The following is a 12,470-nucleotide window of genomic DNA, read 5'->3' as shown; positions in this document are numbered from 1 at the left end:
GTGACGGCGCTCCGGCGGCGATCCCGATTAGGAAGATGACAAATTGGCATAACCCAGACCCTCCTGCCCATGATTGGACGGAGGACCCGCAATGCTCAAGACGACAACTGCAGATCGCCCGGAATTGAAGCCAGTCAACGTCGGGGCGGCTGCCATCGACATCGGATCAAAGATGCACATGGCCGCCGTGAACCCGGCCTGCACCGATGTCCCAGTGCGCACGTTCAGCACGTTCACACAGGACCTGCATAGTCTGGCGGACTGGTTCAAGACATGCGGTGTGACCAGCGTCGCGATGGAATCCACTGGCGTCTATTGGATCCCGGTCTACGAGATTCTGGAGCAGCGCGGGTTCGAGGTCATTCTGGTCAACGCGCGGTATGCCAAGAATGTGCCCGGGCGCAAGACCGATGTCAGCGATGCTGCGTGGTTACGCCAGCTTCATTCCTATGGGCTGTTACGCGGCAGCTTCCGTCCCGATGCCGAGATTGCGACCCTGCGCGCTTATCTGCGCCAGCGGGAGCGGCTGGTTGAATATGCTGCCGCCCATATCCAGCACATGCAGAAGGCTCTGATGGAGATGAACCTGCAGCTCCATCATGTCGTCTCGGATATCACCGGAGCGACTGGTATGCGGATTATCCGAGCCATTGTTGCAGGCGAGCGCAATCCCGACGTTCTGGCAACCTATCGAGACGTGCGCTGCCATTCTTCAACGGAGACGATCCGCGCGGCGCTGATCGGCAACGACCGGGAGGAACATGTCTTCGCTCTGACCCAATCGCTGGAACTCTACGACATCTACCAGGCGAAGATGCTGGACTGCGACCGCAAGCTCGAAGTCTTGATCGCCGCGCTTAGCAACAGAGAAGCAAAGCCGGTCGGAAAGCTATCCCAGCCACGCGTAAAGACCAAGCAGGTCAACACACCCACCTTCGATGTCAGGACCGCGCTGTACGGTGTGCTCGGCGTTGATCTGACTGAGATCCATGGGCTGGGTCCGTCACTCGCATTGAAGCTCGTCGGCGAGTGCGGCAAGGATCTGAGGGCGTGGCCAACCGCCAAGCACTTCACCTCTTGGCTCTGCCTCGCACCCGGCAACAAAATCTCCGGTGGCAAGGTACTATCTTCACGCACGCGGAGATCCTCCAGCCGGGCAGCCGCACTACTGCGATTGGCAGCCACAACCGTGGGGCGGAGCGATACGGCGCTCGGAGCATTCTATCGCCGGCTGTCCTCACGCGCGGGCAAGTCGAAGGCGGTGACGGCGACCGCCCGCAAGATTGCAGTTTTATTCTACAACACACTCCGGCATGGCATGAGCTACAGGGATCCAGGTGCCGACCAATATGAGCGACAATATCGCAGCCGCGTCCTCGCTAACCTTCAGCGCCGGGCCAAATCGCTCGGCTTTGTCTTGCAGGCCATTCCGTGCAACGCCAATCAGGCTGTTTCTTAGGAAGTCGATCGCGATCTTTGCCGGAACCCGGACATGAGCTTCCGCTTCATTGAGGACCATCGCGACGCCTATCCGGTGCGGCTGATGTGCGCCGTGCTCGGGGTCTCGGCGGCCGGCTATTACGCTTGGCGTGAGCGCCCGGTAAACGCACGCGCAACCACCAATGCCGCGCTGCTGGCTGCGATCCGACAGGTCCATCAAGACAGTGGCGGACGCTATGGCAGTCCGCGGGTCCATGCCGCTCTGCGGGTACAGGGACGTGGCGCCAGCCGTGGCCGGATCGAACGCTTGATGCATCGGCACGGCATCCGCGCCATCATGGCATCACCGCGTCGCGTTCGGACCACCGACAGCCGCCACGGCCTGCCGATCGCGCCGAACCTCATCGAACGTCATTTTGCAGCCGCGGCCCCAAACCGGATCTGGCTCGCCGATATTACCTACATTCCGACTGCAGAGGGCTGGCTCTACCTGGCGGCCATCATGGACCTCTTCAGCCGCAAGATCGTCGGTTGGGCGATGCGGGATCACATGCAGGTCGAACTCGCCTCGTCCGCCTTGAAGATGGCAATCCAGCAGCAGCATCCGGAAGGCGGATTGATCCATCACTCCGATCGCGGCGTGCAGTACGCCTCACAGGACTATCGCGCGATCCTGTCGGCCGCCGGCATCACGGCATCAATGAGCCGCAAAGCCGACTGCTACGACAATGCCCCGATGGAGAGCTTCTTCCATACCCTGAAGACCGAGCTCGTTCATCATCGCCAATATGAGACCCGGGCCGAGGCCCAGCGCGATATCTTCGCCTTCATTGAGGGCTTCTACAATCGAACTCGACTCCATTCCGCCATCGGGTACCTCGCCCCGATCGAGATGGAGCTAAAACCAGCTTAACCCTGTCCACTTTTTCGGGGGAAGATCAAAGCTTGACTTACAAATCCCCATATGAGGGTGGGTTAGCCAACGGGTCTGCGCGAAGCGCGGCCCGATGATAAACTCCGCGTAACCCACCATCTTGCGCGCAACAAGGATGGTGGGTTACGCCTTCCACCATCGCTTGTCGAACGACCGCACTCGTGGGCGGCTAACCCACCCTACGAGATTTGCGCAATCACGCCGCGGCCGAATGCTCGACCACCGCTTGCGGCGGATTGCGGAAGCCGATCGCGATCCGGTTGTAGGTGTTCATCAGACCGATCGCGATGGTCAGGTCGACCAGCTGCTTCTCGTTGAACACCGCGCGAGCCGCCTGATAGTCCGCGTCCGGGATCGCGGTCTCGGCGACGCGCGTGACGGTTTCGGCCCAGGCCAGCGCGGCGCGCTCCTCGGCGTCGAACAGCGTCTCCGCCTCGCGCCAGACTTGCAGCAGCGCCAGCTTCTCGATCTTGACACCCATTTTCTGCAGGCTGCGCGTGTGCATGTCGAGGCAGTAGGCGCAGCCGTTGATCTGCGAGATGCGCAGATAGACCAGTTCGACCAGCGCCGCTGAGAGCCCAGACTGCGTGATGTAACCGTAGACGCCGCCGAGCGCCTTGATGCCGGCGGGCGCGGCCTTGTTGTAATCGATCCGCATGGTCACTGCTTGTGTCCTTCCTTGTCGAAGACGGTCAGCGCCTTGTCGTTGCTGTCGACGACGAACACTGCAAGCAGCTTCGCCGGTTCGGTCGCGCTGGCGTTTCGGCCGAGCACGTGATGCGCGCCGGGCGGCTCGAAGAAGCTGTCCCCGGCGCGGTAGATGTGCGCCGCCTCGCCCTCCAGCTGGCTCTCGATCGCGCCCTGCAGGACGTAGACATAGAGGAATGCCGACTTGGCGTGATGGTGCGGTGCCGACGGCTCGCCCGGCGGGAAGTTGACCTCGACCGCGATCAGCGACTTGCCGGGAATGTTGGTGATTGCGTGCTCGAATTTCGGCGTCACCGATTGCGCCATCGCAGGGGTCGCAAAAACCGCGCAGGCCAGCAGCGTCGTCCATAGGGTCTTCATCTGATGCCTCCATTGCTATCGGATAGATGCGGGCGCACGCGGCCAAAATGAAGCACCAAGAATGAACCGAATTGGTGTACCACGGGCTATGCCAAACCCGCTTCCCATCGCGCTCGACCGCTCAGGCCGGACGCCGCTGTCCGAGCAGATTCGCAGGGCGATTGCAGCGGCGATCGACAATGGCGTGCTGGTGCCGGGCGCCCGGCTGCCGTCATGGCTCGATCTCGCCGCCCAGCTCGGCGTCGCGCGCGGCACGGTGCGGGCGGCCTACGACAGGCTGGCGGACGCGCAGCACATCGTGTCGTCGAAGGCGAACGGCACCACCGTCGCGATGCGGCCGAGGAAAGCGGCGAAGCCCGACGCGCCGGTCGTTCCCGGCTCGGTCGTGGAGATGTTTCAGGATTTGAGCGGTCAGGGCATCTTCCGGATGGGTGTCCCCGCGCAAGAGACCCTGCCCGCGAAACTGCTGGCGCGAATCCGCGCACGCGCCGTGCGGGCGGAATTGAGCGCGGTGACGCGCACCATCGATCCGCGCGGCGAGATCGAATTCCGGCGCGAGATCGCAGCCCACCTTGCGATCGCGCGCGGGCTTGAATGCTCGCCCGCGCAGATCGTCATCACGTCGGGCTTCAGCGGCGGGCTCGGCCTTGCGCTGCGCGTGCTCGGCCTCGAAGGCCGCCGCGCATGGCTGGAAGACCCGGGATTTCCCTTGACCCGAAAGGGGCTCGAGCTCGCCCGGCTGGAGCCGGTGGCGATCCCGGTCGATGCCAATGGCGTCGATGTCGAGCACGGCCTGCGGCACGCGCCCGACGCGGCGCTCGCGGTCGTGACGCCGGGACAGCAGGCGCCGCTCGGCCCCCCGCTGTCACTGAGGCGTCGCGCCCAGCTGCTCGACTGGGCCGCGCAGGCCGGCGCCTGGATCATCGAGGACGACTATCTCGGCGAGTTGCAGCTCGACGGCCGCGCCGCGCCCGCACTCGCCTCGATCGATGCTGCCGGCCGCGTAATCCATCTCGGTTCCTTCAGCAAGACGATCTCGCCGACGCTTCGCCTCGGCTTCCTGGTTGCCCCTGAAGCGCTGGCGGCGCAGTTCGCCGATGTGGCGACCTGTCTCGCCCCTGCCCCCGGACCGGCGGTGCAGCTTTCGACCGCGGAGTTCATGCGCGATGGTCACTACATCCGCCATCTCCGGCGAACCAAGCGGGCCTATTGCGACAGCCGCGATGCGCTGACGGCTGCGCTGCGGACGTGGAGCAACGATGTGCGGGTTGCAGGCCTCGCGGTGATGCTGACGCTGCCGGACAAGACCGACGACGTCGCGATTGCGCGGCAGGTGCTCGCGCACGGGCTGGCGCCCGCCCCGCTCTCGCCCTGGTATGTCTCACCGAAACGCGCGCAGCCCGGCCTGCTGCTCGGCATTGCAACGGTGCCCGATCGCGGCGTTCAGGCCGCCTGCAAGCGTCTGTTCGAGGCGATCCGCGCTCAAGACCGCACCCATGGCGCGCCGGCGTCACGCCGCGTCAGGAAGCCCGCAAGCCGGTAAGCGCCAGACTCAGCGCCCGCAACCGCCTGCGCGCCTCGGCGTCATAGGCCTGGGCATGCGCGCGCACCTCGCGCCTGCCGTCGAAGAACAGCCCGCTTTGGCTTGCGACATCGTCGTCATGGACCAGACGCAGGATGGCGTCGCCGCCCTTTTCGACGGTCGAGATCGGCGTCGCGCCGCTGGCACGCACCATCGTGGTGTTCATGTAGGTCGCCGGGTGCAGCGCATTGACGGTCACGCCGGAGCCTTCGAGCTCCGCGGCAAGGTCGATGGTGAACATGATCTGCGACAGCTTGCTCTGCGCATAGGCGCGCGCACCGCTGTAGTTCCTGGTGATCATCACGTCGTCGAAATCGATCGGGTGCTGGCCGAGCGAGGCGACATTGACGATGCGCGCAGGCGCACTCGCCTTGAGCCGCGGCAGCAGCAGATGCGCGAGCAGGAAGCCCGCGAGATAGTTCACGGCGAAGCGCAGCTCGTGGCCGTCCTTACTGGTCTGCCGTGCCGGCCCCTCATTCTGCGAGCCGATGCCGGCGTTGCTGATGAACACGTCGAGCCGCTCCTGATCGTCGAGCACCAGCTGGGCGAACTCGCGGACCTCGGCGAGCGAGGACAGATCGGCCTGATAGAACATCGGCTCGCGGCCGGAGACCCGCTTGATCTCGTCGGCCAAGGTCTGCGCTCGCTTGGTATCGCGGCCGTGGATCAGCACCCGGGCGCCGGCGGAAGCCAGCTTCATCGCGACGTAGCGGCCGACGCCATCGGTGGAACCGGTGATCAGCACCGTCTTGCCTGCCATATTCATCGAAATTGCCCTTCGATCGTACGCCCAGCGCTGCCACCGAAGATAAAGGCCCCTAGCGGACATTGCCATGGTATGCCACGCGGCCGGCGGCGCCAAAACGGCGTCCATCATGGCTGGCCCAGGGCCTCCCGCTCCATGGTCACCCAGAGCGGCCGCATGGCCCGTTCGGCAGTCGCGCATCTGCTCGGCCTCCTGGTTCCTGACGCGCCGCAGGCGCCGCTTGTCGCCGTGATGGTTCCGGATTTTATCACCAAACACGACCTCATCCGCGCAGAAAGACGGCCCCAAGGGCGCTGACCAAAGCAAATACGATGCCTGCATGGTCAGCTTGTCGTGCGACCTGCAGTCGCGCGGCGCCGCGCCGCGCGTCAAGGTGAATGCGTTCTGATATCGTCGAAATGAACGACAAGGCCGGGATCGGCAAGGGTCGGCAAGGATCGGCAGGGATCGAAATGTCCTCGACCATTCCAGACCGGATTTTGCGAAAGGCTCCCTCGCTGGAGCCGTACGGCATGCTCCTGCTGTTCGGCGTGCTCACCGCGCTGCCGATCATCCTGACGGTCCGTCTGGTTGAGCCCGCACTCGTGCTGCCCGCGCTCAGCCTGCTGTTGTTCGCCGAGGCAGCCATTGCCGCGATGGCTGCGTGCGTGATCCACGTGCGCAGCAGCGTGGCGAACCTCACGCTGTGGGATTTTGCCGGGGCGTTCACCTTCATGGGGTGCGCGGCGGCGATCCTCGGCGAGCCGGATCAGGCGGCGCTGTTCTTCGAGGAACAGGCCGCGCTGCGTCGGTAACGCGACCATAATCCCAGGCCGGGCCCCTCTGGCAGCCACAAGCTGCGATGTCGGACTGGAACTCAGTTGGAGTGGCCCTGCTTCGACCCACGACGTGACCAGCGTCGTGGCGGATTTTCCGTCCGCATGACGGCAACAGCCGGCGTCGTCGAACCGGTCCACTCCCCGACCTCAAGGGGAGCAAGATCCATGTCCGACCTGTTTTCACTCGACGCCCTCAGCGCCTTGCTGCAAGTCGTCGTCATCGACCTCGTGCTGGCCGGCGACAACGCCGTCGTGATCGGCCTTGCCGCGGCCGGCCTGCCGCAGAAGCAACGCGGCAAGGCGATCCTGATCGGCATCGGCGCCGCCACGCTGCTGCGCATCCTGTTCGCCCTTGTCACCACACAACTGATGCAGATCGTCGGCCTGCTATTGGCCGGCGGCATCCTGCTGCTGTGGGTATGCTGGAAGATGTGGCGCGAGCTGCGCGCCATCGAACACGAGACCACGGCCGCGCATGGCGCCGACGGGACCGAGGCGCCGCGCAAGACGCTGCTGCAGGCGACGACCCAGATCATCGTCGCCGACGTCTCGATGTCGCTCGACAACGTGCTGGCCGTGGCAGGTGCAGCGCGCGAGCAGCCGATCGTGCTGGTGTTCGGGCTGGCGCTCTCGATCGCGATGATGGGCGCGGCCGCCAGCTTCATCGCAAAACTGCTGCAGAACCACCGCTGGATCGCCTATGTCGGCCTCGCCGTGATCCTCTATGTCGCGATCGACATGACGGTGCGCGGCGCATCCGAGATCGCGAAGGTCGCGCCGGCGTGAGGCTGAAGGCAAAACGGCGGGCCTCGTGGCCCGCCATTCCGCAAATCGACAGCGCATGCTGCCTCAGTGAATCTCCGCCGAGCGCTTCAGCGCATCCTTCAGCTTCTCGAGCGTAAAATCCTTGGAGCGCGCGATGTCCAGGATCGGGGTCTCGCGGCGGCCGCAGAGTTCGGCGGCTTCCGGCAGTTTGGCCGCGATCTCGTAGGGGATCACGATCGCGCCGTGGCTGTCGGCGTGGATCAGATCGTCGGAGCGCACCGTCATCCCGGCGACGCGAACCTCGCCGCCGAAGCTCTCGGCATGCACCCAGGCGTGCGACGGGCCGATCGAGCCGGCCAGCGCCTGGAAGCCCGGGGCCCATTGCGGAATGTCGCGGATCGAGCCGTCGGTGATGACGCCGAGGCAGCCGAGCGCCTTGTGCACGTTGCTCTGCACCTCACCCCAGAACGCGCCGTAGCCGACGTCGGGACCGTCGATGTCCTGGATCACGGAGATGCGCGGACCAAAACCGGTGCCGACATATTCGTAATATTCGATGCGGCGCTTCGACTGCTCCTCGGCCGAGAGGCCGGACTTCAACACCGAGCGGATCGCCACCGTGCGCGCATAGCCGACGATCGGCGGCAGCGTCGGGAACGGGCAGACCAGCGGCTTCACCGTGTAGCCGATCAGACGGCGCTCCGGCGCGACGATCTCCATCGCGTTGCAGATCGTCGGCGTGTCGTAGCGCGCCAACGCTTCAAGGACGGAGGCAGGAAGCGGGGCGGAAGCGGATGTCGTCACGGCGTTTCTCTCCTGATTTTTTGGCGTTCGCTGGCCGGTCTTAGGCCTATAGCCGAGATCGGCGACGAACCCAACCGAGCCACGCTCATGGCTGATATTTGGGAAGACGCAACCAGCTCTATCACCGTCACCCTGAGGTGGCCGCCGCTTCAGCGGCCCTCGAAGGGTCGACGGCCCGGCTGGTGGCCGTGCATCCTTCGAGACGCGCTACGCGCACCTCCAGCGACAAAGGCGAAGCCTTTGCGCGGGATGACGGGTCAGAGAGAGGCTTCAATGCAAATGCGTCGGACGATCGTCCCGGTCACTCTCCGCGGCCGGTGCCGCGTAGGGCGCGGCAGCCGATGCCGGCGCGGCTGCACCCGCCGCCTGCGTCTGCGCGGCGAGGCTGCGCTCCTGGTCGCGATAGGATTTCCAGCCCCAGGGCAGGCTGATCAGATACAGCACCGAGCCGGCCGACAGGATGTGCCAGGGATAGCCGATCAACAGCGCGACAAAGAATACCACGGCAACGAACACCGGCAGCACCATCTCCGGCGGCACGCGCATCTTCACGGTCTTGCCGGAGAATACCGGCAGCCGCGATACCATCAGGAACGCGATCAGGAGCGTGTAGAACGCGGTCAGCGTCGCCGGCGGCATCGGCACGCCGAGGAAGGCGAGATAGATCGGCAGCAGCACGGTAATCGCGCCGGCCGGCGCCGGCACGCCGGTGAAATAGTTGGCGGCGAAGGCCGGCTTGTTCGGATCGTCGATCGAGGCGTTGAAGCGCGCCAGCCGCAGGCCGCCGGAGATCGCAAACACCATCGCGGCTATCCAGCCGCCATTGTTCAGTTCATGCAGCGTCCAGAAATACAGGATCAGGCCCGGCGCGACGCCGAAATTGACGAAGTCGGCAAGGCTGTCGAGCTCGGCGCCGAATTTCGATTGGCCCTTGATCAGCCGCGCGACGCGGCCGTCGATGCCGTCGAGGATCGCGGCGAACACGATGGCGGCGACCGCAAGCTCCATCCGCCCTTCCGTCGAGAGCCGGATCGCGGTGAGGCCGGCGCAGATCGCCAGCAGCGTGATCATGTTCGGCACCAGCATCCGCACCGGGATCGGGCGGAACCGGCGGCGGCGAAACTCGGTGGAATTGGGATCGGATGGCATCATGCTTGGCAATATAGCAAGCATGCCCCGACTCCGCCATTGCGGCGGGAACCGGCTGATTGGGCGGGCGAAACAGAGTTAATCGGCGCGGTAGGTGCGGCCCGGATCGGCGCCGCGGAAATCCGCCAAAATCGTCTCGCCGGCAACCGCGGTCTGGCCCTCGGAGACCAAAGCCTTGGTGCCTTCAGGCAGATAGACGTCGAGCCGCGAGCCGAAGCGGATCAGGCCGAAGCGCTCGCCGGCGCCGATCGACTGGCCTTCCTTGACGAAGCAGACGATGCGGCGCGCCACCAGGCCCGCGATCTGGACCACGCCGATGCGCCCGTTGGCGTTCGAGATAATAAGCGAATTGCGCTCATTGTCCTCGCTCGCCTTGTCGAGCTCGGCATTGATGAACGCGCCGGGCCGATAGGCGATGCGGTCGATGCGGCCGACCACCGGGCTGCGGTTCACATGGCAGTTGAACACGCTCATGAACACCGAGACGCGCGGCAAAGGCTTGTCGCCGAGGCCGAGTTCGGCCGGCGGCAGCGCCTGCACCACCATCGAGACGCGGCCATCGGCCGGCGACACCACGATGCCGTCGCGCAACGGCGTCACGCGGACGGGATCGCGGAAGAATAGCGCGCACCAGACCGTGAGCAGCGTCCCGATCCAGCCCAGCGGGGTCCAGATCCAGAACAGGATCAGGCTCGCCAGCGCGAATCCGCCGATGAACGGATAACCCTCGGGGTGGATCGGCGGGATCTGCGCGCGGATGGAATTGGCGATCGACATCAAAGCTCGCTTGCGTTTCCCCACCCGGTTTGGCGGGAGAGGCCCTAAAGCGCGATGGGATCATCGCGCTTTAGTTGGTTGTTTAAGCATGATCTTTTCGGAAAACCGCTTCGCACTTTTCCGGATCATGCCCTAAATCGACTATTCCGCGGCGGTCGGCAAGGGCTTCTCACCCGCAACCGGGGTGGAATCGTCAGAGGATTCGGTGACCGGCGGCGGCAGGCGATTCGGCGCCGGGCCGTCGTCATCGACCTGGGCGAGCCGTTCGCGGGCCTCCTCGGCCTCGCGCTGCCGGTTCCACATGCTGGCGTAGAGGCCGCCGGCGCCCAAAAGCCGCGCATGGGTGCCGCGCTCGGCGATCCGACCCTGGTCCAGCACGATGATCTCGTCGGCGCCGACGATGGTCGAGAGCCGATGCGCGATCACCAGCGAGGTGCGGTTGCGCGACACCCGCTCCAGCGCGCCCTGGATCTCGTGCTCGGTGTGGCTGTCGAGCGCAGACGTCGCCTCGTCCAGCACCAGGATCGGCGGCGCCTTCAGCACCGTGCGCGCGATCGCGACGCGCTGCTTCTCGCCGCCGGAGAGTTTTAGACCCCGCTCGCCGACCTGGGTCTCATAGCCCTGCGGCGACATCCGGATGAAGCCGTCGATCTGCGCCAGCCGCGCCGCCTCCTCGACCTCCTCATTGCTGGCGTCCCAGCGGCCGTAGCGGATGTTGTAGCGGATGGTGTCGTTGAACAGCACGGTGTCCTGCGGCACCATGCCGATCGCCGATCGCAGCGAGGCCTGCGTCACGGTCTTGATGTCCTGCCCGTCGATCAGGATGCGGCCGCTCGAAACGTCGTAGAGCCGGAACAGCAGCCGCGAGATCGTCGACTTGCCGGCGCCGGAGGGACCGACGATCGCGACCGTCTTGCCGGCCGGCACCTCGAAGCTCAGACCTTTAAGGATCGCCCGGTCGGGCTCGTAGGCGAAGCGGACATCCTCGAAGCGCACGCTGCCTGTGGACACCGCGAGCGGCTTCGCGCCCGGCAAATCCTTGACCTCGGGATTGCGCTCCAGCACGTCGAACATCTTCTCGATGTCGATGATCGCCTGCTTGATCTCGCGATAGACCATGCCCATGAAATTCAAGGGCTGGTAGAGCTGGATCATCATCGAATTGATCAGCACGAAATCGCCGACGGTGTGGGTGCCGTTGCGGATGCCGAACGCGCACATCAGCATGGTCGCGGTCAGGCCCGCGGTGAAGATGATCGCCTGCCCGGTGTTGAGCACCGCAAGCGAGGTATAGGTCTTCACGCTGGCCTGCTCGTAGCGCTCCATCGAGCGGTCGTAGCGGCTGGCCTCGCGTTCCTCAGCGCCGAAATACTTCACCGTCTCGTAGTTGAGCAGCGAGTCGATCGCCTTGGTGTTCGCCTCGGTATCCGAGTCGTTCATCTTGCGGCGGATCTCGATCCGCCACTCGGTCGCGATGTAGGTGAAGTACATGAACACGACGACGGTCAGCAGCACGGCGAGCACGTAGCGCCAGTCGAACTGCCAGAGCAGCACGGCCGCCAGCAGCGCGACCTCGACGATGGTCGGGATCAGCTGCAGGATCACCATCCGCACGATGGTCTCGATGCCGGAGCGGCCGCGCTCCAGCACGCGGGTCAGGCCGCCGGTCTTGCGCTCGAGATGGAAGCGCAGCGACAATTCGTGCATGTGCACGAAGGTGATGTAGGCAAGCCGCCGCACCGCATGCATCGCGACGCGGGCGAAGATGCCGTCGCGCCACTGCGTCAGCACCGCCATGATGATGCGCACCGCGCCGTAGCTGATCGTCATCAGCACCGGAGAGGCGATCAGCCACACCACCCAGTTCGACGGCGCGACCGGCGCCGAGCCCGTGCCGTTCAGCGCATCGATCGCCCATTTGAAGGTGAACGGCACCGACAGCGTCGCGAGCTTGGCGAACAGCAGCAGCACCACCGACCAGATCACGCGCGTCTTCAGATCGGCGCGATCGCCCGGCCAGATATAGGGCCAGAGATGAACGAGCGTGCCGAGCAGCGTCCCCTTCTCGACGGCCGGCGCCGCGGCCGCGGGCGGCGCAGCAGCGGTCACATTGGGTTGCGGCGGCACCATCAGGAGCCCGCCCGCGCCAGGAGGGTGATGAAGAGCACTGCCATGCCGGCGCGGCGGTCCGCTGCCACAGCTTTTCCACGATTTGCCATTGTGCCCGTCATATAGATCGTTTGAATGCGGCGTACAGGCTTATGACGAAAATTGTTCGCGATTCGCGGGAATTTACGGGATTTTTTGACCCTTAATCCCCATATGCGAGTCTTGACCCTGTTTACGCTGCAATGCCACAAGGAACGT

11 protein-coding genes and 1 pseudogene are annotated in these 12,470 nt (G+C 64.9%); 5 read left to right on the top strand and 7 right to left on the bottom strand.

The genetic code is table 11. The features are described 5' to 3' along the window. The first annotated feature begins 91 nt into the window (after positions 1–91). On the top strand, positions 92–1,459 hold the full coding sequence (locus tag HAP48_RS34140; RefSeq protein ID WP_166204212.1) for an IS110 family RNA-guided transposase: 1,368 nt from the start codon (positions 92–94) through the stop codon (positions 1,457–1,459). A 9-nt stretch (positions 1,460–1,468) separates the two neighbouring features. Beyond that, a pseudogene (locus HAP48_RS34135) lies at positions 1,469–2,353 on the top strand (IS3 family transposase); the annotation flags it as partial. Positions 2,354–2,570: 217 nt separating this feature from the next. Here the strand turns inward: HAP48_RS34135 and HAP48_RS34130 are convergent. After that, complete coding sequence (locus tag HAP48_RS34130) at positions 2,571–3,038, bottom strand: carboxymuconolactone decarboxylase family protein (RefSeq protein WP_166204210.1); 468 nt, start codon at positions 3,036–3,038, stop codon at positions 2,571–2,573. Next, on the bottom strand, positions 3,035–3,442 hold the full coding sequence (locus HAP48_RS34125) for a cupin domain-containing protein (RefSeq protein WP_166204209.1): 408 nt from the start codon (positions 3,440–3,442) through the stop codon (positions 3,035–3,037). Before HAP48_RS34125 ends, HAP48_RS34130 begins: the two co-directional genes overlap by 4 nt. Positions 3,443–3,530: 88 nt before the next feature. Here HAP48_RS34125 and pdxR point away from each other — a divergent pair, with 88 nt between their 5' ends. Continuing rightward, on the top strand, positions 3,531–4,985 hold the full coding sequence (gene pdxR, locus HAP48_RS34120; RefSeq protein WP_166204208.1) for a MocR-like pyridoxine biosynthesis transcription factor PdxR: 1,455 nt from the start codon (positions 3,531–3,533) through the stop codon (positions 4,983–4,985). Here the strand turns inward: pdxR and HAP48_RS34115 are convergent. Next, on the bottom strand, positions 4,963–5,790 hold the full coding sequence (locus HAP48_RS34115) for an SDR family NAD(P)-dependent oxidoreductase (protein ID WP_166204207.1): 828 nt from the start codon (positions 5,788–5,790) through the stop codon (positions 4,963–4,965). The two genes, pdxR and HAP48_RS34115, sit on opposite strands and share 23 nt — an antisense overlap. Before the next feature lie 398 nt (positions 5,791–6,188). On the opposite strand from HAP48_RS34115, the gene HAP48_RS34110 reads away from it, so the two are divergent. Then, entirely contained in the window at positions 6,189–6,584 is a 396-nt protein-coding gene (locus tag HAP48_RS34110) for a hypothetical protein (RefSeq protein ID WP_224496730.1), read from the top strand. A 189-nt stretch (positions 6,585–6,773) separates the two neighbouring features. After that, a complete protein-coding gene (locus HAP48_RS34105) occupies positions 6,774–7,394 on the top strand; it encodes a TerC family protein (protein WP_166204206.1) in 621 nt (206 codons plus the stop codon). Between the two features lie 63 nt (positions 7,395–7,457). Here the strand turns inward: HAP48_RS34105 and HAP48_RS34100 are convergent, their stop codons facing one another. The 4 genes from HAP48_RS34100 to HAP48_RS34085 all read right to left on the bottom strand — a co-directional run bounded on the left by HAP48_RS34100 (position 7,458) and on the right by HAP48_RS34085 (position 12,233). Beyond that, positions 7,458–8,177: an RraA family protein gene (locus HAP48_RS34100; protein WP_166204205.1), complete on the bottom strand. Its 720-nt coding sequence runs from the start codon at positions 8,175–8,177 to the stop codon at positions 7,458–7,460. 270 nt (positions 8,178–8,447) lie between these two features. Further along, positions 8,448–9,326: a CDP-diacylglycerol--serine O-phosphatidyltransferase gene (gene pssA, locus HAP48_RS34095; RefSeq protein ID WP_029078561.1), complete on the bottom strand. Its 879-nt coding sequence runs from the start codon at positions 9,324–9,326 to the stop codon at positions 8,448–8,450. A gap of 78 nt (positions 9,327–9,404) precedes the next feature. Further along, complete coding sequence (locus HAP48_RS34090; protein WP_166204204.1) at positions 9,405–10,103, bottom strand: phosphatidylserine decarboxylase; 699 nt, start codon at positions 10,101–10,103, stop codon at positions 9,405–9,407. Between the two features lie 141 nt (positions 10,104–10,244). Next, positions 10,245–12,233, bottom strand: coding sequence for an ABCB family ABC transporter ATP-binding protein/permease (locus HAP48_RS34085; RefSeq protein WP_166204203.1), 1,989 nt, complete (start codon positions 12,231–12,233; stop codon positions 10,245–10,247). Positions 12,234–12,470 lie beyond the last annotated feature (237 nt).

The organism is Bradyrhizobium septentrionale, from assembly GCF_011516645.4.
Classification (GTDB): domain Bacteria; phylum Pseudomonadota; class Alphaproteobacteria; order Rhizobiales; family Xanthobacteraceae; genus Bradyrhizobium; species Bradyrhizobium septentrionale.
This window is presented reverse-complemented; position numbering and strand designations above follow the sequence as displayed.